We start from the raw sequence: 24,442 nt of genomic DNA, 5'->3' as shown, positions 1-24,442 counted from the left end.
GGCGTGAAAATCTCTAATTCTCAACTGCCTGCCGCCTGGAATAATTCTCTAAATAAGGGCGGTTACTTAGAATTAAAGTATAGCGTCTTAGCGAATGCCAATTTGTAGAGCCAGCTCACGAATGATGCCTGCGGTCATGCCCCAGACCATGTAGTGCTGATACCAGGAGAGCCAGACCCGGCGGTCGCCGTCGCGACGTTTGATGTCCAGCGGATGATAGCGCCCGAGCCGCAGAGCCTCCTGAAGCGGCATCTCAAACACCGAAGCGACTTCATCTTCGCAGGCGTGATAATGCAGATCCGGCGGGATAATCCCCACTACTGGCGTTACCTGGAAACCGCTGACGCTATCCACTGCTGGCAGTACGCCGACGATTTCAACCCGTTGAGAAGGAATACCAACTTCTTCCCGGGCCTCGCGCAGGGCGGCATCGACCAGTGATGCGTCGCTGGCATCCACGGCGCCGCCGGGAAAAGCCACCTGTCCGGCGTGCTTGCGCAACCGTGGGGAGCGCTGGGTTAGCAGCAGCCCCGGCGTCGGACGGCGTACGATGGGGATCAGTACCGCCGCCTGGCGCAGGTTGCGGCTCGGCGTGCGTGAGCGGGGGCGCAGCATCTGAAAGCGGGAGAGAAAATCGTCGATCGTAAGCTCGTTGTGGATCATGCTGTGGTTCCCGTCAAACGCAGAATGCGGTTAACTTTAGCAAAAGTTTCCTGATATTCCGCCTCTTCGTCGCTGTCGGCCACGATACCGCCGCCGGCTGAGACGTAGAGTTTGCCGCCCGTGGCGGTTAGGGTACGGATGGTAATACTGGTATCCATCCGCCCGCAGAAACTCAGGTAGCCAATGCTGCCGCACCAGGCGTTACGGCGCTGGGGCTCCAGCTCTTCGATAATCTCCATGGCCCGAATTTTGGGGGCGCCGGTGATGGAACCGCCGGGAAAGGCGGCACGCAGCAGATCGGTGGCATGCAGGCTGGCGGGCAGTTCGGCGGTAATGGTGCTGACCAGATGGTGTACCGCGGGGAAGGGTTCCACCACGAACAGCTCCGGCACCCGAACGCTGCCGGGCACCGCGACTCGCCCGATATCGTTACGCAGCAGATCGACAATCATCAGATTTTCGGCCCGATCCTTGGGAGATTCCTGCAAACGCCGGGCCTGACGGGCGTCCTGGTCAGGATCCGCCAGCCGGGGCAGGGTGCCCTTGATGGGGCGGGTCTGAATGCGTCCTTCGGCCAGATGAATAAAGCGCTCCGGCGACAGGCTGAGAATGGCGCCTTCGTCGGTGCGAATAAAGGCGCTGAACGGCGCCCGGTTATCGCTATTGAGCGCGCAAAAAGCCTGCCATTCGTCCCCTTCATAACTGGCGCTAAAGCGCTGGGCCAGATTAACCTGATAACAGTCGCCGCTGCGGATCCAGCCCTGAATCTGACGAAACTTATGGCCATACTCATCGCGGCTCATATTGGATTGCCAGGGGGAGGTGAGCCGGAAAGGGGGGCCTGGCGTATGGCGCTGCGCCTCCAGCCAGCGCAGACGTGCCGCCGGATCCTGATGGTCGATAAGCGTAATGCACTGGCGATGATGATCGACTATCAACGCCCAGTCGTAGATACCCACCGCCATATCCGCAATAGTGATATCCGCCTGAGCCTGGCTGGGTAGTTTTTCGAACCGGCGACCCAGATCGTAGCCAAACAGCCCCAGAGCGCCCCCCTGAAAGGGCAGGCAGCACTCCTGAGAAGGCTGAAGGCAACTCTGTTCCAGCACGCCGCGCAGCAGGGCCAGCGGGTCTTCATGGCTGACCTGCGGGGCTTTCCCCCTTTGGGCAATTACCGTTTCGGCCCCGTGAGTGGTCAGGGTCGCAATGGGGGCGGCAGTCAGAATATCGAAGCGGTTATCCGGATGTTCGGCATGGCCGGAATGCAGCAGCATGGCCCAGGGAAGGGCATTAAGCGGTGCGAAATAGTGGCTGGCGGCGTCCTCGCGCCAGGGGAGCGTCAGACTCGGCGGCGGGGTGAGCGGTTGTGGCATGGTCGGTGGTCACTCTAAAACAGAAACGTCAGGCGCTCAGGATGCCACAAGCCGGGGGCTCTGGCATCTGTCGTAAGGGCGTGGGATAATAGCCACCTTAAAAACGAGGAGTCGAATATGTTTACAGGTCTTCCTTCCCTGACTCACGAACAGCAGCAGCAGGCCGTTGAGCGAATTCAGGCGTTGATGGCTGAGGGCGTCAGCAGCGGCGAAGCCATCGCCAGAGTGGCGCAGGAGATCCGCGCAACTCACACCGGGGGCCGTGTGGCTGCGCGGTTTGAGGATGAGGAGGAGTAGTCCTCCTCTGATCGCCCTCAGTCCACAGCCGCAATAATCTTAATTTCCACCCGGTATTCGGCTTTCATCAGCGTCGCCTGAATGGTGCAGCGTACCGGAGTATGCTCGGGATCCACCCAGCTATCCCAGGCGCGGTTCATCTCGGCGAAATCGGCGCCGTCCGCCAGAATAATGGTGGCGTCGAGCACTTTGCTTTTATTACTGCCCTGAGCGTTCAACATCTCTTCTACCTGCGCCAGAGTATCCAGCGTCTGCTCATAAGCACCGGCACTCAGGTTTCTCGGTACCCCGGTGTAATAAAGCGTGTTGTTATGGATCACCGCGTCGGACATACGGGGGTCGGTGTCTATGCGCTTGATGGTCATGGTCTTGTTATCCTTAGGTCACATCGGTTTGAAAACGCTGAGCCTGCCATATTCGCGCTCAGGCCGCTACCTCTTTGCTGGTGTTGTCGGCCTGGCCCTGACATAATCACTGGCAATTTATACATGGGGATATGGGTAGCGTGACGGACGATTTTGCAGTTGACGGGCAGCTTGCCAAAGCGATACCCGGCTTTAAACCGCGCGAGCCGCAGCGCCAGATGGCGCAGGCGGTGAGTAAGGCTATCGAACAGGGCGAGCAACTGGTGGTTGAGGCGGGGACCGGTACCGGTAAAACCTATGGTTACCTGGCGCCGGCGTTGCGCAGCGGTAAGCAGGTGATTATCTCCACCGGTTCCAAAGCCTTGCAGGATCAGCTCTATAGCCGCGATCTGCCCACCGTCAAAAAAGCGCTGGACTATAAAGGCCAGATTGCGTTGCTTAAGGGACGATCCAACTACCTGTGTCTGGAACGTCTGGAGCAGCAGTCGATGGCCGGTGGCGATCTGCCGGTTCAGGTGCTGAGCGAGGTGGTTAAGCTGCGCAGCTGGGCGACCGAAACCCTCGATGGCGATGTCAGCAGCTGTGCGGGCGTACCGGAAGACTCTGCGGTCTGGCCGTTGGTGACCAGCACCAATGATAACTGCCTGGGTAGCGACTGCCCGCTCTATAAAGAGTGCTTTGTAGTAAAAGCGCGTAAAAAAGCCATGGAGGCCGATGTGGTGGTGGTGAATCACCATCTGTTCCTGGCCGATATGGTGGTGAAAGAGAGCGGCTTTGCTGAACTGATTCCGGAAGCCGAGGTGATGATCTTCGATGAAGCGCATCAGATCCCCGATATCGCCAGCCAGTATTTTGGTCAGTCGCTGTCCAGCCGTCAGCTGCTGGATCTGGCTCGGGATATCAATATCGCCTACCGGACCGAACTCAAAGATACCCGCCAGTTGCAGAAGTGCGCCGACCGCCTGGCTCAGAGCGCGCAGGATTTCCGCCTGCAACTGGGTGAACCTGGCTACCGCGGCAATCTGCGCGAATTGCTGGCGGATGCCAGCATCCAGCGGGCGTTGCTGCTGCTCGACGATGCGCTGGAGCTCTGTTACGACGTAGCGAAACTGGCGCTTGGCCGTTCGGCGCTGCTGGACGCCGCTTTTGAGCGCGCCACCCTTTATCGCGCCCGGCTGCAACGTCTGAAAGAGGTCAATCAGCCCGGTTACAGCTACTGGTATGAGTGCAACTCGCGCCACTTTACTCTGGCGCTCACCCCCCTGACGGTGGCAGAGAAGTTTAAAGAGGTGATTGGCCAGAAGCCCGGTAGCTGGATCTTCACTTCGGCAACCCTGTCGGTGAATGACGATCTCGGCCATTTTACCGGCCGCCTTGGCATTGACGATGCCCAAACGTTACTGCTGCCGAGCCCCTTCGACTATGCCAGCCAGGCACTGCTCTGCGTGCCGCGTGGCCTTCCTGAAGCCCGCCAGCCCGGCGCGGCGCGTCGTCTGGCGCAGATGCTGCGCCCGATGATCGAAGCCAATAACGGGCGCTGTTTTATGCTGTGTACCTCTCACGCCATGATGCGCGATCTGGCGGCGGAGTTTCGCGCCACCATGACCCTGCCAGTGTTACTCCAGGGCGAAACCGGCAAGGGGCAGCTATTGAGCCAGTTTATCGAAGCGGGTAACGCCCTGCTGGTCGCGACCAGCAGCTTCTGGGAAGGGGTGGACGTGCGCGGCGATGCGTTGTCTTTGGTGATTATCGATAAACTGCCGTTCACCGCGCCGGACGATCCGTTGCTAAAGGCGCGCATGGAAGACTGCCGTCTGCGCGGCGCCGATCCCTTTAACGACGTGCAGTTGCCGGAAGCGGTCATCGCCCTGAAACAGGGAGTAGGGCGTCTGATTCGCGACGTTGACGATCGCGGGGTGCTGGTGATTTGCGACAGTCGCCTGGTCATGCGCCCTTACGGTGAGGTGTTCCTGAACAGTTTGCCACCGGCGCCGCGCACCCGGGATATAAAGCGGGCAGTCGCCTTCCTGACCGACAGCGCGGCGCAGTAATTCGCGCCCGGCTGTGGTATGATGCGCGCCGTTTTTATCCACCGGGGTTGACTGAACCATGCGAATCCTCGCCATTGATACTGCCACCGAAGCCTGTTCCGTCGCACTCTGGCTAGACGGCCAGGTGTTGAACCACTTCGAACTTTGCCCGCGCGAACACACCCAGCGTATTTTGCCTATGGTGCGCGATATCCTGAACCAGGGCGGCATTTCTTTGTCTGAACTGGATGCACTGGCCTTTGGGCGTGGCCCGGGTAGCTTCACCGGCGTACGTATCGGTATCGGCATTGCCCAGGGACTGGCGTTGGGCGCAGAGCTGCCGATGGCGGGCGTCTCGACGCTGGCGACTATGGCGGAAGGCGCCTGGCGGCGTACTGGAGCGACCCGGGTGCTGGCGGCCATCGATGCCCGCATGGGTGAGGTATACTGGGCAGAGTACCAGCGCGATGAGCAGGGGGTGTGGCACGGTGAAGAGAGCGAAGCGGTACTCAAGCCCGAAGCCGCCTGTGAGCGTATGGCGCAGCTTGATGGCGAATGGGCCACCGTCGGTACTGGCTGGCAGGCCTGGCCGGAAATGGGCGCCGATAGCCAACTGACGCTGAAAGATGGCGAGGTGACACTGCCGGAAGCGCGCGACATGCTGCCGCTGGCGCAGTGGCGTATCGACCAGGGGAAAACCGTGCCGGTCGAGCAGGCCGAGCCAGTCTATCTGCGAAACGAAGTGGCCTGGAAAAAACTGCCTGGCAGAGGCTGACTCTGTCAGATTAACGTTATCTACCGCGCGCGTTGCGGTCGCGGAAAGGAGTCTATTATGGCGGGTCGATTCTCTACAGGACGCTGGCTCGTAGCGCCATTACTGGCGCTGACGCTGAGCGGCTGCATTAGTGTACCGGAGGCCATTCGTGGCACCAGCCCCACGCCTCAGCAGGATCTCATCAGGGTGATGAATGCTCCGCAGCTTTATGTCGGCCAGGAGGCGCGCTTCGGCGGCCGGGTGGTGGATGTGAAGAATCTGCAGGGCAGCACCCGGCTGGAGATCGCCACCGTACCTCTGGATGCCAGCGCCGCCCCGGTGCTGGGTGCCGCCTCGGTCGGGCGTATCTACGCCGATGTTAATCAGTTCCTCGACCCGGTGGATTTCCGTAATCGTCTGGTGACCGTGGTGGGCCCCATCACCGGTACTGAAAAGGGAACCATCGGCAAAACCCCCTATAACTACCTGATCGTACAGGTTAACGGCTTTAAGCGCTGGCGCGTGACCCAGCAGGTGGTGATGCCGCCTCAGCCGATTGATCCCTGGATGTGGGGGCCGGGCCCCTGGCGCTATGGGCCATGGGGAGGCTGGTACAGCCCCATGCCGGCTCAGGTTCAAAGCGTCGTGACTGAATAATCTTTTGATTTTTAGAAATATTTAACAGCGGCCTGGCCGCTGTTTCTTTATATCCAGGACGGATAGAGAAATTTAGTGATGTGCTTCGCAACCTTTAATCCGGCTAATAAATAAACTGGTACGCTGAGTTAATATTATGTTAACGGAGCGTTATGAGACCAGGTTGCGATGACGATGAATAATAAATTCAGAGGTGAATCCTTGAACAAGGTCTGGCTTAATCGCTATCCGGCGGATGTCCCGGCGGATATCAATCCCGATCGCTATCTGTCGCTGGTGGAGTTGTTTGAACATGCCACCACCAAATATGCGGATCGTCCCGCGTTTGTGAACATGGGGGAGGTCATGACCTTCCGCAAGCTGGAAGAGCGCAGCCGCGCCTTTGCAGCCTGGCTTCAACAGGGACTGGGGCTGAAAAAAGGGGACCGGGTGGCGTTGATGATGCCCAACCTGCTGCAGTATCCGGTGGCGCTGTTCGGTATTTTGCGCGCCGGTATGGTGGTCGTTAATGTGAACCCTCTTTATACGCCGCGCGAGCTGGAACACCAGCTTAACGATAGCGGCGCCAGCGCCATTGTAATTGTATCGAACTTTGCCCACACCCTGGAAAAGGTGGTGGCGCGCACGCCGGTACGTCACGTCATTCTGACCCGCATGGGCGATCAGCTTTCCACGGCCAAAGGCACCCTGGTCAACTTCGTGGTGAAGTACGTGAAACGGCTGGTGCCCAAATATCATCTGCCGGACGCCATCTCCTTTCGTAGCGCGCTTCAGCGCGGTTATCGCATGCAGTACGTCAAGCCGGAACTGAACGGCGATGATTTAGCCTTTCTGCAGTATACCGGCGGTACCACCGGCGTGGCGAAGGGGGCGATGCTGAGCCACCGCAATATGCTGGCTAACCTGGAACAGGTAAAGGCGACCTACGGTTCGCTGCTGATGAGCAACACCGAACGAGTGGTGACCGCGCTGCCGCTCTACCATATCTTCGCCCTGACCATGAACTGCCTGCTGTTTATCGATCTGGGTGGCCAGAACCTGCTGATCACTAATCCGCGCGATATTCCCGGCATGGTGAAAGAGCTGGAGAAGTTCCGCTTTACCGCCATTACCGGGGTGAATACGCTGTTTAACGCGCTGCTGAATAACAGCGAATTCTGTAAGCTGGACTTCTCGAATCTGCATCTTTCCGCCGGAGGCGGCATGCCGGTACAGCACGTGGTGGCGGAGCGCTGGGAAAAGCTTACCGGGCGTTATCTGCTGGAAGGCTACGGTCTGACGGAGTGCTCGCCGCTGGTGAGCGTCAATCCGCATGATATTACGTATCACAGCGGTAGTATCGGCCTGCCTATTCCCTCCACCGAGGTCAAGCTGGTTGACGAAGAGGACAACGAGGTCGCGCCGGGCGAACCGGGCGAGCTGTGCATTCGCGGCCCTCAGGTGATGACCGGCTACTGGGGCCAGCCTCAGGCCACGGAAGAGATCCTGCGCGATGGCTGGCTGTACAGCGGCGATATCGCGGTGATGGATGAACAGGGCTTCCTGCGCATCGTCGATCGCAAAAAGGATATGATTCTGGTTTCGGGTTTTAACGTCTATCCCAACGAGATAGAAGATGTGGTGATGCAGCACGAAGCGGTGCAGGAAGTGGCTGCCGTGGGGGTGCCTTCAGAAACCAGCGGCGAGGTGGTGAAGTTGTTTGTGGTGCGTAAGAGCGATACTCTGACCGAAGAGTCCCTGATCGCGTTTTGCCGCCGTAATCTTACCGGTTACAAGGTGCCGAAACAGGTTGAATTCCGCGAAGACCTGCCGAAATCCAACGTCGGAAAAATTTTACGACGCGAACTGCGTGACGCAGAGCGTAATACAAGTAACAATAGCGACTAGATTCACAGGTCAGTCGCCCGAACGCCGGTCAGCCGGCGTTTTTTTTGGCCGCAAACCGAAAGAGAACACAATTTGAATTACCAGATGATTACCCAGGACGCGCAACTGGCGGATGTGTGCCAGCAGGCGCGCCTTGTTCCTATGGTGGCGCTGGATACTGAATTTGTCCGTACCCGCACCTACTGGCCCCGCCTGGGGCTGATTCAGCTGTTCGATGGCGAACAGACATCGCTTATCGATCCCCTGACCATTACTGACTGGGCGCCAATGAAGGCGCTGTTGCAGGATGAAAAGGTCACCAAGTTTCTGCACGCGGGAAGCGAAGATCTGGAGGTGTTCTGGCACGCGTTCGATATGATGCCGACGCCGATGATCGACACCCAGGTGCTGGCGGCGTTTTTGGGCCATCCACTCTCCTGCGGTTTTGCGACCATGGTCGAGAAGTACAGCGGCGTGGTGCTGGATAAAAGCGAATCGCGTACCGACTGGCTGGCGCGCCCCCTGACGGAGCGTCAGCTCGACTATGCGGCGGCGGACGTCTGGTACCTGTTGCCCATCGCCCGTCGCCTGATGGATGAGATCGACCAGACCGGCTGGCTGGCGGCGGTGGAAGACGAATGTCGGCTGATGGCGACCCGGCGCCGTGAACAGCTGGATCCCGATGAGGCCTGGCGCGATATTGGTAACGCCTGGCAACTGCGTACCCGCCAGTTGGGCTGCCTGCGACTGCTGGCCTCATGGCGCCTGCGCAAGGCCCGGGAGAGGGATATGGCGGTCAATTTCGTGGTGCGTGAAGAGCATCTGTGGCAGGTGGCGCGCCATATGCCGGGAACTCTGGGCGAGCTGGACAGCCTGGGGCTTTCCGGCAGCGAAATCCGCTTTCACGGTAAAACCCTGATCCGGCTGGTGGAAGAGGCGAAAGCGCTGCCCGAAGCGGCGCTACCGGCACCGCTGGCGAATCTTGTCGATATGCCGGGCTATCGCGGCATCTTCAAAGAGATTAAAGCGCTGGTGCAGAAGGTGGCGGAAAATCATGGTCTGAGCCCTGAGCTGCTGGCATCGCGTCGCCAGATTAACCAACTGCTGAACGCCCACTGGCAGCTGAAACCGGCCACTCTGGCGCCGGAGCTGGCCAGCGGCTGGCGTGGACGGCTGTTCGGCGACCAGCTACAGGCGCTGCTCGCGAATCGTTAAGCCACGAAAATCAGCCCTGACGGCGCTGCCGCAGGGCTGAATAAAATATCTCCCGTAGCCTGAGGCCGAAGGAGATATTTTGACGTCAGGACTTCGACTCTTCCATTTCCGGAAGCGTCACATTGAGCTCCAGAATGGAAATATCTTCACCCTTTTGATCCAGCTGTACTGAAACCATTTCCGGATCGATCTTTACGTACTTGCAAATCACTTCCAGAATGTCCCGCTTAAGCTGCGGCAGGTAGTGAGGTTCGGTATCGCCACGACGGCGTTCTGCAACGATAATCTGTAAACGTTCTTTGGCGATGTTGGCGGTGTTCTTTTTTCGGGACAGAAAAAAGTCAAGTAATGCCATGACTTATCCTCCGAACAGGCGTTTCAGGAAACCTTTCTTCTCTTCTTCAATGAAGCGGAAAGGACGTTCTTCTCCCAGCAGACGATCCACGGCATCGGCATAGGCTTTGCCCGCATCGGCCGTTGCGTCCAGGATCACCGGCTCCCCCTGGTTAGAGGAGCGCAGCACTGACTGATCTTCCGGAATCACGCCCAGCAGCGGAATGCGCAGAATTTCCAGCACGTCTTCCATGCTCAGCATATCGCCCCGGGTGACGCGACCAGGATTGTAGCGGGTCAGCATCAGATGCTCTTTAATCGGCTCTTCGCCGTTTTCGGCGCGGCGTGATTTGGACGACAGAATCCCCAGGATGCGGTCAGAGTCGCGCACGGAGGAGACTTCCGGGTTAGTGGTGATGATGGCTTCATCCGCAAAGTAGAGCGCCATCAGCGCGCCAGTCTCGATACCGGCAGGGGAGTCGCAGACGATAAAATCGAATTCCATCTTTTTCAGTTCATCGAGCACTTTTTCCACGCCTTCGCGGGTCAGTGCGTCTTTATCGCGCGTCTGCGACGCCGGGAGAATATGAAGGTGTTCGGTACGCTTATCTTTGATTAGCGCCTGATTAAGCGTGGCATCGCCCTGGATAACGTTAACGAAATCGTATACGACACGGCGTTCACACCCCATGATCAGGTCGAGGTTACGCAGGCCGATATCGAAGTCAATAACGACAGTTTTCTTTCCCTTCTGTGCCAGACCTGTAGCGATGGCCGCGCTGGAGGTGGTTTTTCCAACGCCCCCTTTACCTGATGTAACTACAATAATGCGTGCCATAAGAAATTCCTTGTTAAAAGGGCTTATCAATTAAAAGGTTGTACGGTAAGAGCGCCGCCTATCAGCTGTAGCCGGGCCGCCTTACCTGAAAAATCGGCCGGAATCTGCTCACTAAGCCAGTAGACTCCGGCAATAGACACCAGCTCTGCCGTCAGGCTGATGCTGAATATCTGCGCATCGCGATCGCCGCTGGCGCCTGCCAGTGCACGACCACGCATGGTCCCATAAATATGGATATTGCCGTCGGCGATAAGCTCGGCGCCCGCGCTGACGTGGCTGGTTACCACCAAATCACAGTTTGGCGCATAAATGCGCTGACCGGAACGTACCGGCGTATCGATAATGCGCGTTTTTGTGACGGATGTTGCAACTGGCTGCGGTGGGGAGGGCGGAGGCTCGACCGCACGCGGCTTCTCTTTACCCTCGCTCATCAGCGGCAGGCCCGCGCGTTCGATGCGCTCGCGCAGGAGAGGATCCTTGCAGCCGCTTACGCCAACCACGCGTAAACCGCTTTCCACAACCGCCTGCTGGATGGGCTCCCATTCGGCATCGCCAGTGAGACCGGTGACATTGAGCACGATGGGGGCGTGTTTCAGAAACGCGGGGGCCTGGGCGACTTTCTCCCGCAGCGCCTCGCGGATCACACCGGGCTGAGCGTCATGCAAATGAACCACAGAGAGAGTGAAACTGCTGCCTTTTAGCTCGATGGGTGTGTTTGACATCCTGGCCTTACTCAATTCAGTTTTTAGAGTCCACGTTCGCGGGACGATATTCCGATGTACAGCAGGCATGTTATAGTCAGCGTTATATTCAGGCAAGTAACCAACCGGTGAAATCAGAGTAAAATTATGCTTTGTGCGATCTATCGAAGTTCAAAACGCGATCAGACCTATCTTTATGTCGAAAAAAAAGACGATTTTTCACGCGTACCGCAGGATCTGATGCAGGGATTTGGCGTCCCGGCGTTTGCCATGCTATTGCCGCTGGACGGCACGAAAAAATTAGCTAATGCCGAAATAGAAAAAGTAAAACAGGCACTCAGCGAGCAGGGCTATTATTTACAACTGCCTCCTCCGCCGGAAAGTTTACTTAAGATTCATCTGGAAACTCAGCGGGAGAAATAATATTTCGCCGGATCCGGATATTTCCCGGGGATTTGTTTTCAGCCACAGGCGCCGTTTTCCGGCGCCTTTCTTATATCGCTACCCCAATGATTGACAGTTTGCCCGCCCGCCGTGGATAGTGGGTGGATAACCTGACAACACTACAATCTGAAGGGGAGCATCATGTACCGACATCACAACTGGCAGGGGGCGCTGCTGGATTACCCGGTCAGTAAGGTCGTCTGCGTCGGCAGCAATTACGCCATGCATATTCGCGAGATGGGCAGCGCAACGCCAGAAGAGCCCGTGCTGTTTATTAAACCAGAAACTTCGCTCTGCGATCTGGGCCAGCCGCTGGCGCTGCCTCAGGGAATGGGGGAAGTGCATCACGAGGTGGAGCTGGCGGTGCTGATTGGCTCAACGCTGAAACAGGCCACCGAAGAGCATGTGCGTCAGGCCATCGCCGGTTACGGCGTGGCGCTCGATCTGACGCTGCGCGAACTGCAGGGCAAACTCAAGAAGGCGGGGCGACCGTGGGAGAAAGCTAAAGGCTTCGACAATGCCTGCCCGATCTCCGGCTTTATTCCGGCTGCGGAATTTCATGGCGATCCGCAGAACACGCCGCTTTCGCTGACTGTAAATGGCGACGTGCGCCAGCAGGGCACCACTGCCGATATGATTCATCCCATCCTGCCGCTGATTGCTTATATCAGTCGCTTCTTTACCCTGCGCGCCGGCGATGTGGTGTTGACGGGAACGCCTGAAGGCGTTGGAGCACTGCACAGCGGCGATGAACTGGCGATTGGTTTTGACCATCGCGAACTGACAACCCGGGTGCTGTAACGACGAGGGGGAAGAGTGGCAGAAACAGAGATACAGACGCTTTCGTCGACCGAGGTCTACCGCAATAAATGGATGACTCTTAAAGAGGATCGCATTCGCAGGGCCGATGGCAACGAAGGGCTCTATTCGGTGGTGGTCAAACCGGACTTTGTGGTGATCCTGCCGGTAGAAGGGGAGTTTATCTATGTGGTGGAGCAGTATCGCTATCCGTTGGGACAACGTACTCTTGAACTGCCTCAGGGAACCTGGGAAACGGCGCCCGATGCCGATCCGCTGGCGCTAGCGGCAGGCGAGCTGCGCGAGGAGACCGGGCTCCAGGCCAACAGTATGACCTGGGTGGGATATCAGAAGCTGGCGCAGGGGTATTCCAGTCAGGGATACCATATTTATCTGGCAAGCGATCTGAGCCACGACAGCCAGCAACTGGATGCCGAAGAGCTGGGGCTGACTGCCGGTAAAATAAAGATCGGCGACTTTATGGCGCTGATCCTGGAGGGAAAGGTCAGCGATGCCACCTCGGTGACCGCCTTCCTGCTGGCCCGGGCTAAGGGGCTGCTGGGGTAAAGGACTATAATGGAGAAATAGCGGTTTGCTTGACGGCGGCCGCCATGCCCTTTATAACGTGCAGCTTATTTTCCGACGACCAGGATCACGCCAATGACCGAAACGCCTTTCTGGCAGCGTAAAACGCTGGAACAAATGAGCGATGAGGAGTGGGAGTCCCTCTGCGATGGCTGTGGGCAGTGCTGCCTGCACAAACTGCAGGATGAAGTGACCGACGAGATCTATTTTACCAATGTGGCCTGTCGGCAGCTCAATATTAAAACCTGCCAGTGCCGCAACTATGAGCGGCGCTTTGAATATGAATCGGACTGCATCAAGCTGACCCGGGAAAACCTGCCGACCTTCGAATGGCTGCCTCCCACCTGCGCCTATCGGTTGCTGGCGGAAGGCAAGGGGCTGCCGGTCTGGCACCCTTTGCGCAGCGGCTCTAAGGCGGCGATGCATGCCCAGCGTATCTCGGTGCGCCATATTGCAGTACCGGAATCCGAGGTTCGCGACTGGGAAGAGCATATTCTCAACCATCCTCAGTGGGAAAGTCGGCGCTGAAATGAAACAGCCGGATTGCGCCGGCTGTTAAATAAATATTAAGCGTCAGTCTCCCGGCAATCTATAGCCCCGCCTTGCGAGTATTTATCAATCGCTTTGTATTTATACGGAAATATTCTTTTTGTTGCGCGTTTTCCTTATTAACGTAATGATTTTGCGTGATAAATCTTATTTCCGCCTTTACTTTTCGCCATTTTTTGCCAGACTTCTTAGCACGAGGATGGGCATGTGCCCGGCAAATAACAGGAGTACAAAAATGGGACTGTTTAATTTTGTAAAAGAAGCGGGTGAAAAGCTTTGGGATGCGGTGACCGGTCAGGACGACCAGCGCGGCGACCTTATCAAAAAGCATCTGGAAAAAACGGGTCTGGCCGGTGCTGACAAAGTGGAAGTCGAAGTAAAAGGCGATAAGGTTATCGTCAAAGGCGACGGCCTGAGTCAGGAGCAGAAAGAGAAGATTCTGGTGGCTGCGGGTAACGTTGAAGGCGTGGGCGACGTGGAAGATCAGGTGACCGTGGCGGCGGGCGACAGCGCGGCGGCCAGCAAGTCTTACACGGTGAAGAAAGGGGATACCCTGAGCGCCATCGCGAAAGAAGTTTATGGCGATGCCAACCAGTACAACAAGATCTTCGAAGCCAATAAGCCGATGCTGAGCGACCCGAATAAAATCTATCCGGGCCAGACGCTGCGCATTCCTCAGTAATTCGCTGAGATGAAAAAAAACCTCCGACTGGAGGTTTTTTTATAGGATTAATGCTTGAAAATACCGCGCCGCTTCGGCTTCACAAACTGGGCAATCACCACCACCAGCGCCACTATAAGGTAAGCGGCAAAGATGCCTACCAGCCACTGCGGCATTTCCAGCGACAGAAATTCCCACTGACGTACCGAACAGTCGCCGGTAGCGACGAAAACCTGCGGCAACCATTTATCCAGCGGTAGCCATGTGGGGAATCGGGCGGCGAAATCACACACCTGGAAAGGCGAAGGGTGCAACTGCATCATGGTGTGCTGCCAGGCCAGCTCCAGACCGCGCCAGGCGCTGTAGATCCAGACCGCCAGCGCCACAAAGCGCAGTGGGGTTTTCGGGGCGATGGCGCCCAGCAGACCGGCGCCCATCACACCAAATAGCGCACAGCGCTCGTAGATACAAAGCACGCAGGGTTGCAGCTTCATAACATGCTGGAACCAGAGCGCGACCAGCTCCAGCGCAAAGGCCGTCAGGGCCATCAGCAGCCATGCGCCCCGACCACGTGAGCATTGGTTGAGATATTGCAACATAAATAACATTCCCTGCTAAATTCGTTCGCGCAGTGTAAACCAATTCGCCGCCCGCGCCATCAGGCGGACAAAAAATTATACACTTCCGTATGGCTACTGGCGGCGGGTCGTGCCCGCCACCGGTTGTTATGGCTTGAGCGGTGGAGCGCTAATCCAGCCATGGGCCAGCATCCAGTCTGTTGCGGGCATCAGGAAAAACTCCACGCCGAGAAGCCCCACCAGGGTTAGCACCAGGGTGTAGGGCAGCGCCATCAACACCATGCGACCATAGGAGAGGCGGATCAGTGGCGCCAGGGCTGAGGTGAGCATAAACAGGAATGCCGCCTGACCGTTGGGCGTCGCCACCGACGGCAGGTTGGTACCGGTGTTAATCGCCACTGCCAGCAATTCATACTGGTGCGGATCGATAGCGCCGTTAAGCATGGCGTTTCGCGCTTCGTTAATGTAGACGGTACCGACAAACACATTGTCAGAGATAGACGACAGCAGGCCATTGAAGACGTAGAACAGCGACAGCTGAGTGTGGGGCGATGCCTGGAGCACGAATTCGATAATCGGCTGGAACAGCTGCTGGTCGATAATGACGGCGACGATGGCAAAGAAGACCGTCAGCAGCGCGGTAAAGGGCAGGGCCTCGGTAAAGGCGCGCCCGATAGTATGCTCGTCGGTGACGCCGCACAGCGAAGTGGCCAGGATAATCACCGACAGGCCAATCAGACCCACCTCGGCCATATGCAGCGCCAGTGCGGTAATCAGCCAGATGCCGATCAGCCCCTGAATCACCAGCCGTACCTGCTCCTGGCGGTTACGCTGGCGGGCCTCTTTCTGAGCGAACTCTTTCAGTACGGCCCGAACGCTTTCCGGTAACGGTTCGCCATAGCCCAGCACCTTCAGGCGCTCCAGCAGCATACAGGTTATCAGACCGCAGAACAGTACCGGCACGGTAACCGGCGCCATGCGCAGCAGGAAGTCGCCAAAGTGCCAGTTGGCTGCCCGGGCGATAATCAGGTTCTGCGGTTCGCCGACCATGGTCATGACGCCGCCCAGCGCAGTACCCACGGCGGCGTGCATCATCAGACTGCGCAGAAAACTGCGGAACTGCTCTAACGTGGCCTTATGATCCTGGAAGATGTCGTTATCGTTTGACAGGTCGCCGTCATCGTCACGACTGGAAGCCACCCGGTGGTAAATACCGTAAAAACCGACGGCGACGCTGATAATCACCGCGACCACCGTCAGAGCGTCCAGAAAAGCAGAAAGAAAGGCGGCAGCCAGACAAAAAGAGAGGGAGAGCAGCATCTTGGAGCGAATGCCCAGCAGCAATCGGGTAAAAATCAGCAGCAGGAGCTGCTTCATAAACCAGATGCCGGCGACCATAAAGATCAGCAGTAAAATCACTTCAAGGTTATTGGCGACCTCGTCGCGCACGTGCTGGGCGCTGGTCATGCCGAAGGCGACAGCTTCAATGGCCAGCAGGCCGCCGGGCAGCAGCGGATAGCACTTCAGCGCCATGGCCAGGGTAAAGATGAACTCTGCCACCAGCAGCCAGCCTGCCGCAAAGGGGCTGACAAAGAAGAACACCAGTGGATTGATCACCAGAAAACAGAGTATCGCCAGCTTATACCAGTCCGGAGACTGTCCCAGGAAGTTGCGATAAAGAGCGCGGCCAGTGGATATTTCCTTCATGGATTGAGATCTTCCGTTATTTTGTTCTGAATGACACGAGAGGAATCATCCAGCCTACTCCCCGAACCTGGAACTGACAAGGCACGCTCCTGCAGGATTGTCACCTGGATAAGGCTGAAATGTCTAAAAAGTGAGCGGGGACACGCTAATTTGTTATCCGTGCGTGCTATCTGCCTGGCTGTGCATCTGGTATGATGAGTCCCCATGATTAAGCCAGGTTAATGGAAATTTCACTATGGTGATAAAGGCGCAGAGCCCAGCGGGTTTCGCGGAAGAATATATTATTGAGAGCATCTGGAAAAATCGCTTTCCGCCGGGATCCATTCTGCCTGCCGAGCGTGAGCTATCTGAATTGATTGGCGTTACCCGAACCACCCTGCGCGAAGTACTTCAACGTCTGGCGCGCGACGGCTGGTTAACCATTCAGCACGGCAAACCGACCCGGGTAAATAACTTCTGGGAAACGTCTGGTCTGAATATCCTTGAAACCCTGGCGCGCCTCGACCACGAAAGCGTTCCCCAGCTCATCGATAATCTGTTGTCGGTCAGAACCAACATCGCCACCATCTTTATTCGTACCGCACTGCGTAATCATCCTGATGAATCACAGCAGGTGCTGGCCAGCGCTCAGTCGGTGGAAGATCATGCCGATGCCTTCGCCGAACTGGATTACGGTATTTTCCGCGGGCTGGCATTCGCCTCCGGGAATCCGATCTACGGCCTGATTCTGAACGGCATGAAAGGGCTGTACACCCGTATCGGGCGGCACTACTTTTCCAGCCCGGAAGCGCGTGCTCTGGCACTGGGCTTCTACCATAAACTGTCGACGCTGTGTCGCGAATCGCTTCACGATCAGGTGTATGACGTGGTGCGAACCTACGGTCGTGAAAGTGGGGATATCTGGCACCGGATGCAGAAGAATCTGCCGGGTGACCTGGCGATGCACGGCCACTAATTCCGCCCGCCACCAGAATAAAAAATGCCGGTAAGCAGTTACGCTAACCGGCTTTTTTTTCGCTACAGAGTATTGTTGACCCGTGGCGGGCAGCGTTCCAGCAGTTCGACGCTGCCGTCGTCGTTCTGCTGCTCCAGCAGCACATCAAAACCCCACAGCCGGTGCACATGCTTCAGCACCTCGCGGCGTCCCTTATCCAGCGGCACCCGATTATGCGGGATATAACGCAGCGTCAGCGAACGGTCGCCGCGCAGGTCGACATTCCAGACCTGAATGTTGGGCTCCAGATTGCTCAGGTTGTACTGGCTGGAAAGGCGTGAACGCAGCTCCTGATAACCCTCTTCGTTGTGGATCGCTGAAATCTCCAGATAGTTTTTGCGATCGTCATCTTCTACCGCAAACAACCGGAAATCCCGCATCAGCTTCGGCGACAGGAACTGGCTGATAAAGCTCTCGTCCTTAAAATCGCGCATGGCGAAGTGCAGGGTATCCAGCCAGTCCTTACCGGCCATTTCCGGGAACCAGTAGCGGTCCTCCTCGGTGGGGGACTGACAGATGCGCTTGATGTCCTGGAACATGGCGAAACCCAGCGCGTAGGGGTTAATGCCGCTGTACCAGGGGCTGTTATAGGGCGGCTGATAGACCACGTTGGTGTGATTATGCAGAAATTCCAGCATAAAGCGGTCGCTAACCTTGCCCTCGTCGTACAGGTGGTTGAGGATGCTGTAATGCCAGAAGGTGGCCCAGCCTTCGTTCATCACCTGAGTCTGCTTTTGCGGATAAAAATACTGGCTGACCTTACGCACAATGCGCAGGATCTCACGCTGCCAGGGCTCCAGCAGCGGCGCGTTCTTCTCCATAAAGTACAGCAGGTTCTCCTGGGGCTCCGACGGAAAGCGATGGCTGGCCTCGACGGTTTTCTCTTCTTCGTGACGCGGCAGCGTGCGCCACAGCATATTGACCTGGCTTTGCAGGTACTCCTCACGGCTCTTCTGACGCGCTTTCTCCTCCTGCAGAGAGATCTTAGACGGGCGCTTATAGCGGTCCACCCCGTAGTTCATCAGGGCATGACAGGAGTCCAGCAGCTTTTCCACCTCATCCACGCCGTAGCGTTCTTCGCACTCGCGAATATAGTTACGGGCAAAGATAAGGTAGTCGACAATCGAACTGGCATCGGTCCAGCTGCGGAACAGGTAGTTGTTTTTAAAGAAGGAGTTGTGCCCGTAGCAGGCGTGGGCCATCACCAGCGCCTGCATGGTAATGGTGTTCTCCTCCATCAGGTAGGCGATACAGGGGTCGGAGTTAATGACGATTTCATAAGCCAGCCCCTGCTGGCCGTGTTTATAACGCTGCTCGGTTTCGATGAATTTTTTGCCGAATGACCAGTGGGTATAGTTGATCGGCATTCCGATGCTGGAGTAAGCATCCATCATCTGCTCAGAGGTGATGACCTCAATCTGATGAGGGTAGGTTTCCAGCCGGTAGTATTTGGCTACCCGGTCGATCTCGGCCAGGTAATCCTCCAGCAGCCCGAACGTCCAGTCGGGGCCGTCGCTTAGATGTTTGGTGTCCTTGCTCGTGGAATCTGCAACAGTCGCCATCAGCGCCCCCTCATTGTTAACGGCTCTCATCTGAATGGAAAGCCTCAAAATCAAGCATAGAACAGGGGCAGCGTTTCGGGCGGTGAGCGGAATTTTTTTCATGGGCGGTTATTTTAATTTTTGTGCTGAATTTTTTTTGTTATCCAGTATTTTTTACTGACAAAAATGTTGCGGGAGCACGAGATTCTGAATTCGCGATTTACCGCTACGCCAGCCACATTGTGAATTATGTCACCATAATAAAGCCCTATGTTGAATAACATTTTCATCTGGGTTATCAATTTGTAGCCAGAATATTATTCTTTTACTCAGAATGGAGCAGGCTATGCGAGTCATTGTGCTGGGAAGTGGGGTTGTGGGCGTCGCCAGCGCCTGGTATTTACGCCAGGCGGGACACGAAGTCACGGTCATCGACCGGGAATCCGGACCGGCAGAGGAGACCAGCGCCGGTAACGCCGGGCAGATCTCCCCGGGCTATGCGGCGCCCTGGGCGGCGCCGGGTATTCCGCTAAAGGCGGTTAAGTGGATGTTTCAGCGCCATGCGCCGCTGGCTATCCGCCCGGACGGCACCTCTTTCCAGCTCAAGTGGATGTGGCAGATGCTGCGCAACTGCGACGCCCGCCACTATGCAGAAAATAAAGAGCGCATGGTGCGGCTGGCCGAATACAGCCGCGACTGCCTGAAGGCGCTGCGCGCCAGCACAGGTATCGCTTATGAAGGGCGCCAGAAAGGGCTGATGCAACTGTTCCGCAGCCCTCAGCAGTACGAAAATGCGGCGCGCGATATCGCCGTTTTGGAAGAGGCCGGGGTGCCTTATGAACTGCTGGAAGCCGGACAACTGGCCCGGGCCGAACCGGCGCTGGCCTCCGTCGCCCACAAGCTGGCTGGCGGTTTGCGACTGCCGAATGATGAAACCGGCGACTGTCAGCTGTTTACCCGTGGACTTGCCCGCATGGCGGAAGAGGCGGGCGTCGAATTTCGCTATAACCTGCCGGTGGACCAGCTACTGACCGAAGGGCAACAGATTGCCGGTGTCAAATGTGGTAACGAAGTGCTTAAGGCGGATGGCTACGTGATGGCCTTTGGCTCGTACTCTACGGCGATGCTTAAGGGCATCATCGATATTCCGGTTTACCCCCTGAAGGGCTATTCGCTGACCATTCCCATTGCCGATGAGAGTGGGGCGCCGGTATCGACCATTCTCGATGAAACTTACAAGGTCGCCATTACCCGCTTCGACCAGCGTATTCGGGTGGGTGGCATGGCGGAGATCGTCGGTTTTAATACCGGGTTGCCAGCTGCGCGTCGCGCCACGCTGGAAATGGTGGTGCGCGATCTCTACCCGCGCGGCGGCCATATCGAGCAGGCTATCTTCTGGACCGGCCTTCGTCCCATGACGCCGGACGGTACGCCGGTGGTGGGCCGTACTCCCTGGAAAAACCTTTGGCTGAATACCGGTCACGGCACTCTGGGCTGGACTATGGCCTGCGGTTCTGGCCAGATGCTGAGCGATATTATCTCCGGACGTACACCGGCGATCCCCAGTGAGGATCTGTCGGTAGCGCGTTATCTGCCGGGCTTTACTCCTGGCCATTCGCCGCGTCTGCACGGCGCACACTAACAGGGAGCTTTCTATGACGCGTCCTGTTCAGGCCAGTATTCATCTGGCCGCCCTGCGCCACAATTTGAGTCAGGTGCGCCATGCCGCGCCGCACTCCCGGGTGTGGGCGGTGGTGAAAGCCGACGCATACGGCCATGGTTTATCACGGGTCTGGTCAGCGTTGAGCGGTGCCGACGGCTTCGCGATGCTGAATCTGGAAGATGCTATACAGCTACGCGAGCGGGGCTGGAAGGGGCCGATTCTGATGCTGGAAGGCTTTTTCGATGCTCAGGAGTTGGCGTTGTTCGATCGCTATCGCCTGACCACCAGCCTGCACAGTCGCTGGCAGATTAAGGCGCTGGCCGATGCCCGACTCAGCGCGCCGCTGGATGTTTACCTTAAGATTAACAGCGGTATGAACCGGCTGGGGTTTGTCCCGGAGCAGGTGCATCGGGTCTGGCGCCAGCTACGCGAACTGAAAAATGTGGGTGAGATGACCCTGATGGCTCACTTCGCCGATGCCGACCGACCCGACGGCGTGGATGCGCCGATGGCGCGTATCAGCCAGGCAGCGGAAGGGCTGGAGGCGCCGCGCTCGTTGGCTAACTCGGCGGCGACGCTGTGGCACCCCCAGACCCACTACGACTGGGTGCGGCCGGGTATTGTGCTATATGGTGCTTCGCCGAGCGGTCACTGGTGCGATATCGGCAGCGCCGGGCTGCGACCCGCCATGACCCTCAGTAGCGAAATTATCGGCGTGCAGACGCTTAAGGCGGGGGAGCGGGTGGGCTATGGCAGCCGCTACTGCGCGTCTGGCGAACAGCGTATCGGGATTGTGGCCTGCGGCTACGCAGATGGCTATCCGCGGGTAGCCCCGGACGGTACGCCGGTGCTGGTAGGAGGCGTGCGCACCGGGCTGGTGGGCACGGTTTCTATGGATATGCTGGCAGTGGATCTGACCCCCTGTCCCCAGGCGGGAATCGGTACACCGGTAGAGCTGTGGGGCGAGCAGATTCGTATTGATGATGTGGCGGCTGCCAGCGGAACCATCGGCTATGAGCTGATGTGTGCGCTGGCGCCGCGCGTGCCAGTTGTGACAGCGTAACAATAGGGGAGGCGGCGGTTATTCCGCCTCTTCCTGAGCCACCCGGACCCCGATTTTCATTACCTGATTATCCTCTTTTTCCGCGACCGTCCAGACCAGACCGGCGTACTCCACCTGGTCGCCGACCACCGGTGCGCCGCCCAGACGCTGAATCACCCACTCGCCCAGGGTCTGTTCGCTATTTTCCGCGTTATCCGGCTCCAGACCGTAAATGGTTGCTACATCGCCAAAGCGGGCGTTGGCCTCCAGAATAAAGTCGCCAAAGAAACGCTGGTCGAGTTCCGGCGATACTGGCGGGGTGTGGCTGAACAGTTTGCCCAGGGCGGGCAGATCGCGCTCGCGGCCAATCACGCACAGGATATCGCCTTCCCGCAGACGGGTGCTGCCGCTGGGGTGCAACAGACTTTTACCGCGAAACAGCGCGGCGATACGGGTATCTTTCGGCATATGCAGATCGCGCAGGGCGGCCCCCACGCACCACTTATCGGCGCTGAGCTGATAGATAAGCTGCTCCCAGGGCTTCTCCGGGTGGATATCCAGACCGATACGCGAAACCGGCCAGCCCACCAGCGGCACCACCACTTTGGCGCGCCTGGCCGCCCAGCTAAGGCTGGTACCCTGAAGCAGCAGCGACACCAGCACCACAAAGAAGGCGACGTTAAAGAACAGGCGTGAATTTTCCAGCCCCGCCATCATCGGGAATACCGCCAGAATAATGGGTACCGCGCCGCGCAGTCCGACCCAGCTGATAAACACTCGCTCGCGCAGGTTAAAGCTGCGAAACGGCAGCAGCCCCAGAAACACCGACAGCGGACGAGCGAAGAAGATCATCCACAGTGAAAGCAGCAGCGCCGGTATCGCGATCGGCAGCAGATCCGACGGCGTCACCAGCAGCCCCAGCACCAGGAACATGCCGATCTGAGCCATCCAGGCCATACCGTCGAAGGTTTGTAGAATACCGAAGCGGTTGCGTACCGGGCGGTTACCCAGCAGGAAGCCGCACAGGTAGACCGCCAGAATGCCGCTGCCGTTCAGGGCGGTGGTAACGGCGAAAATCATAATCCCGCCGCTCAGGGCCAGTAACGGGTAGAGCCCCTGGGGCAGAGAGATACGGTTAATCACCTGCTGCAGAATAAAGCCGCCGATGCCGCCAAGCAGAATTCCCAGCCCGAACTGCTGCGCCAGATGCGCGAAGAACATCCAGCTCAGGCCGCTTTCATGCTGCTGAATCATCTCGATCAGGGTGATGGTCAGGAACACCGCCATGGGGTCGTTACTGCCGGATTCGATTTCAAGGGTGGCGCTGACGCGCTCGTTAAGTCCTTTTCCTCCCAGCAGCGAAAAGACGGCGGCGGCATCGGTGGAGCCGACGATGGCGCCAATCAGCAGTCCTTCCATCAGATTCAGGTTAAACAGCCAGGCGGCAGCCATTCCGGTGAGCCCCGAGGTCACCACTACGCCGAGCGTCGCCAGCGATAGCGCCGGTCCGAGCGCAACCCGGAACGAACTGGCCTGGGTACGCATACCGCCGTCCAGCAGAATCACCGCCAGCGCCAGGTTACTGATCAGATAGGCAAACGGATAGTTATCGAATGGAATGCCGCCGATGCCGTCCACCCCGGCCAGCATACCGATGGCCAGAAAGATAACCAGGATTGGGATCCCAAGACGGGAAGAGAATGAGCTTAACAGGATGCTGAAAGTGACCAGCAACGAGCCGACGATAAAAAGGTTAAAAATGGTCCCGGCATCCAAGATAAAGAGTCCCCCAGCAGAGTTTTACAAAATGTTACCATGATACAGCTAAGTGCCGAAAACCGACCTGCGGAAAAGCGACCTTAATCGCCCTTATTTCAGGCAGGGATGACCATTCAGGCTAAGCGTTGCCCGTTTTCCATCGTGAATCAGTTCGCCGTGGGCGCCCAGCGGCAGCGTGACGGTGCAGGGTTCGTGACCGAAAGCCAGACCATCGACGATGGGGAGCCCCGTTCGTTCGCGCAGCGTGGCGCATACCTGGGCCAGATCGTACCCGTTATCATAGTCGTTAGGGGCAGCGGCGCTGAAGCTGCCCAGCACAATAGCGCGCTGACGCGCCAGCACACCGGCATGGTGGAGCTGCAATAGCATTCGCTCTACCCGGAACGGGTGTTCGTTAATATCTTCGACCACCAGAATGCCATCGTCGATTTGCGGCAGCCACGGCGTGCCTACCAGGCTTATCAGCATCGCCAGATTTCCGCCCCATACCGTACCGCTGGCCCGACAGGCTGGCGCATCGCTGCGCCATTCCAGAGTAAAGCGGGGGGAGGTGAGCGCCTTCCAGAAGTGCTCTATGGTAAAGGGAGCCAGTTCCGGCGCGCCAAAATTGCCCGCCAGCATCGGCCCGCTAAAGGTAATGACCCCTTCACGAGCCAGCAGAGCCAGTTGAAAGGCGGTGAAGTCGCTGTGGCCGCAAATCAGCAGCGGATTGCGGCGCTGGCGGTCGCCTAACGCCGGGTAGTTGATGGACTCCAGCAGTCGGCTGACGCCGTAGCCGCCGCGCACGGCCAGCACAATCGTCGGGTTTTCAGATAATTCTGCAAGTTGATTCAAATCTGCCAGCCGCTGTGCATCGGTCCCGGCAAAGCGCTGTTCGCGCCGCCCGATAACGCCCGTGTTATGCACCTGATGGCCCGCTTCCCGTAGCCGGGCGACGCCGCGTTCCGCGGCTTCCTGTTGAATGCAGTAACCGGAAGGAGCGACGAGATGAAAAGTGTCCATGGAATTT

25 protein-coding genes are annotated in these 24,442 nt (G+C 57.7%); 14 read left to right on the top strand and 11 right to left on the bottom strand.

Annotated features, from left to right (window positions below; genetic code table 11):
• Positions 1-87: 87 nt before the first annotated feature.
• The gene (locus SCU88_RS14170) at positions 88-663 is read right to left on the bottom strand and encodes a CoA pyrophosphatase (protein WP_175341744.1); all 576 of its coding nucleotides are present in this window, start codon (positions 661-663) and stop codon (positions 88-90) included.
• Positions 660-2,036 carry an aminodeoxychorismate synthase component 1 gene (gene pabB, locus SCU88_RS14165; protein WP_175341743.1) on the bottom strand — a complete coding sequence of 459 codons (1,377 nt, stop codon included), beginning with the start codon at positions 2,034-2,036 and terminating at the stop codon, positions 660-662. Before pabB ends, SCU88_RS14170 begins: the two co-directional genes overlap by 4 nt.
• Before the next feature lie 117 nt (positions 2,037-2,153).
• On the opposite strand from pabB, the gene SCU88_RS14160 reads away from it, so the two are divergent.
• Entirely contained in the window at positions 2,154-2,333 is a 180-nt protein-coding gene (locus tag SCU88_RS14160) for a YoaH family protein (protein WP_175341742.1), read from the top strand.
• 17 nt (positions 2,334-2,350) lie between these two features.
• Here SCU88_RS14160 and SCU88_RS14155 read toward each other — a convergent pair whose 3' ends face one another.
• The gene (locus SCU88_RS14155; RefSeq protein ID WP_138097856.1) at positions 2,351-2,698 is read right to left on the bottom strand and encodes a RidA family protein; all 348 of its coding nucleotides are present in this window, start codon (positions 2,696-2,698) and stop codon (positions 2,351-2,353) included.
• A 140-nt stretch (positions 2,699-2,838) separates the two neighbouring features.
• Between SCU88_RS14155 and SCU88_RS14150 the strand changes: the two genes are divergently transcribed.
• From SCU88_RS14150 to rnd, 5 genes are all read left to right on the top strand, one after another.
• Entirely contained in the window at positions 2,839-4,749 is a 1,911-nt protein-coding gene (locus tag SCU88_RS14150; RefSeq protein WP_175341741.1) for an ATP-dependent DNA helicase, read from the top strand.
• Positions 4,750-4,807: 58 nt separating this feature from the next.
• Positions 4,808-5,503, top strand: coding sequence for a tRNA (adenosine(37)-N6)-threonylcarbamoyltransferase complex dimerization subunit type 1 TsaB (gene tsaB, locus SCU88_RS14145; RefSeq protein ID WP_175341740.1), 696 nt, complete (start codon positions 4,808-4,810; stop codon positions 5,501-5,503).
• Between the two features lie 57 nt (positions 5,504-5,560).
• Positions 5,561-6,139: a Slp/YeaY family lipoprotein gene (locus tag SCU88_RS14140; RefSeq protein ID WP_138097854.1), complete on the top strand. Its 579-nt coding sequence runs from the start codon at positions 5,561-5,563 to the stop codon at positions 6,137-6,139.
• A 201-nt stretch (positions 6,140-6,340) separates the two neighbouring features.
• Entirely contained in the window at positions 6,341-8,026 is a 1,686-nt protein-coding gene (gene fadD / locus SCU88_RS14135) for a long-chain-fatty-acid--CoA ligase FadD (RefSeq protein ID WP_175341739.1), read from the top strand.
• Positions 8,027-8,098: 72 nt separating this feature from the next.
• Entirely contained in the window at positions 8,099-9,220 is a 1,122-nt protein-coding gene (gene rnd, locus SCU88_RS14130) for a ribonuclease D (protein ID WP_175341738.1), read from the top strand.
• Positions 9,221-9,305: 85 nt separating this feature from the next.
• Here the strand turns inward: rnd and minE are convergent, their stop codons facing one another.
• Genes minE through minC form a run of 3 tightly spaced genes read right to left on the bottom strand, consistent with a single transcriptional unit; the run spans position 9,306 to position 11,113 of the window.
• Complete coding sequence (gene minE / locus SCU88_RS14125) at positions 9,306-9,575, bottom strand: cell division topological specificity factor MinE (protein WP_138097852.1); 270 nt, start codon at positions 9,573-9,575, stop codon at positions 9,306-9,308.
• 3 nt (positions 9,576-9,578) lie between these two features.
• On the bottom strand, positions 9,579-10,391 hold the full coding sequence (gene minD, locus SCU88_RS14120; RefSeq protein ID WP_138097851.1) for a septum site-determining protein MinD: 813 nt from the start codon (positions 10,389-10,391) through the stop codon (positions 9,579-9,581).
• A 26-nt stretch (positions 10,392-10,417) separates the two neighbouring features.
• Entirely contained in the window at positions 10,418-11,113 is a 696-nt protein-coding gene (gene minC / locus SCU88_RS14115; RefSeq protein ID WP_175341737.1) for a septum site-determining protein MinC, read from the bottom strand.
• A gap of 126 nt (positions 11,114-11,239) precedes the next feature.
• Between minC and SCU88_RS14110 the strand changes: the two genes are divergently transcribed.
• From SCU88_RS14110 to lysM, 5 genes are all read left to right on the top strand, one after another.
• Positions 11,240-11,515, top strand: a complete 276-nt coding sequence (locus SCU88_RS14110) for a YcgL domain-containing protein (RefSeq protein ID WP_138097849.1) — start codon at positions 11,240-11,242, stop codon at positions 11,513-11,515.
• A 162-nt stretch (positions 11,516-11,677) separates the two neighbouring features.
• The gene (locus SCU88_RS14105) at positions 11,678-12,337 is read left to right on the top strand and encodes a fumarylacetoacetate hydrolase family protein (RefSeq protein WP_175341736.1); all 660 of its coding nucleotides are present in this window, start codon (positions 11,678-11,680) and stop codon (positions 12,335-12,337) included.
• Between the two features lie 72 nt (positions 12,338-12,409).
• Positions 12,410-12,901 (top strand): NUDIX hydrolase, encoded by a 492-nt coding sequence (locus tag SCU88_RS14100; RefSeq protein WP_138099267.1) that lies wholly within the window; start codon positions 12,410-12,412, stop codon positions 12,899-12,901.
• A gap of 93 nt (positions 12,902-12,994) precedes the next feature.
• Entirely contained in the window at positions 12,995-13,447 is a 453-nt protein-coding gene (locus SCU88_RS14095) for a YcgN family cysteine cluster protein (protein ID WP_138097847.1), read from the top strand.
• 256 nt (positions 13,448-13,703) lie between these two features.
• Positions 13,704-14,150, top strand: coding sequence for a peptidoglycan-binding protein LysM (lysM, locus tag SCU88_RS14090; protein WP_138097846.1), 447 nt, complete (start codon positions 13,704-13,706; stop codon positions 14,148-14,150).
• Between the two features lie 47 nt (positions 14,151-14,197).
• On the opposite strand, the gene dsbB is transcribed toward lysM, so the two are convergent.
• Entirely contained in the window at positions 14,198-14,728 is a 531-nt protein-coding gene (gene dsbB, locus SCU88_RS14085; RefSeq protein ID WP_138097845.1) for a disulfide bond formation protein DsbB, read from the bottom strand.
• A gap of 126 nt (positions 14,729-14,854) precedes the next feature.
• Positions 14,855-16,414 (bottom strand): Na(+)/H(+) antiporter NhaB, encoded by a 1,560-nt coding sequence (gene nhaB / locus SCU88_RS14080; RefSeq protein ID WP_175341735.1) that lies wholly within the window; start codon positions 16,412-16,414, stop codon positions 14,855-14,857.
• A gap of 235 nt (positions 16,415-16,649) precedes the next feature.
• Here nhaB and fadR point away from each other — a divergent pair, with 235 nt between their 5' ends.
• Positions 16,650-17,369, top strand: coding sequence for a fatty acid metabolism transcriptional regulator FadR (gene fadR, locus SCU88_RS14075; RefSeq protein WP_138097843.1), 720 nt, complete (start codon positions 16,650-16,652; stop codon positions 17,367-17,369).
• 62 nt (positions 17,370-17,431) lie between these two features.
• Here the strand turns inward: fadR and SCU88_RS14070 are convergent, their stop codons facing one another.
• Positions 17,432-18,970, bottom strand: a complete 1,539-nt coding sequence (locus tag SCU88_RS14070; protein ID WP_175341734.1) for a SpoVR family protein — start codon at positions 18,968-18,970, stop codon at positions 17,432-17,434.
• Positions 18,971-19,295: 325 nt separating this feature from the next.
• Here SCU88_RS14070 and SCU88_RS14065 point away from each other — a divergent pair, with 325 nt between their 5' ends.
• Positions 19,296-20,591 carry a D-amino acid dehydrogenase gene (locus SCU88_RS14065; RefSeq protein ID WP_175341733.1) on the top strand — a complete coding sequence of 432 codons (1,296 nt, stop codon included), beginning with the start codon at positions 19,296-19,298 and terminating at the stop codon, positions 20,589-20,591.
• Between the two features lie 13 nt (positions 20,592-20,604).
• The gene (gene dadX, locus SCU88_RS14060; protein WP_175341732.1) at positions 20,605-21,675 is read left to right on the top strand and encodes a catabolic alanine racemase DadX; all 1,071 of its coding nucleotides are present in this window, start codon (positions 20,605-20,607) and stop codon (positions 21,673-21,675) included.
• 18 nt (positions 21,676-21,693) lie between these two features.
• On the opposite strand, the gene SCU88_RS14055 is transcribed toward dadX, so the two are convergent.
• Together SCU88_RS14055 and ldcA are read right to left on the bottom strand one after the other, a co-directional pair.
• Positions 21,694-23,430 (bottom strand): potassium/proton antiporter, encoded by a 1,737-nt coding sequence (locus SCU88_RS14055; protein WP_175341731.1) that lies wholly within the window; start codon positions 23,428-23,430, stop codon positions 21,694-21,696.
• A 93-nt stretch (positions 23,431-23,523) separates the two neighbouring features.
• The gene (gene ldcA / locus SCU88_RS14050; protein WP_175341730.1) at positions 23,524-24,435 is read right to left on the bottom strand and encodes a muramoyltetrapeptide carboxypeptidase; all 912 of its coding nucleotides are present in this window, start codon (positions 24,433-24,435) and stop codon (positions 23,524-23,526) included.
• Positions 24,436-24,442: the final 7 nt, after the last annotated feature.

Origin of the sequence: Jejuibacter sp. L23, assembly GCF_050815825.1 — a bacterium.
Lineage (GTDB): Bacteria > Pseudomonadota > Gammaproteobacteria > Enterobacterales > Enterobacteriaceae > Jejubacter > Jejubacter calystegiae.
Note: the sequence above shows the minus strand (reverse complement) of the source record. Positions and strands in the feature narration are given on the sequence as shown.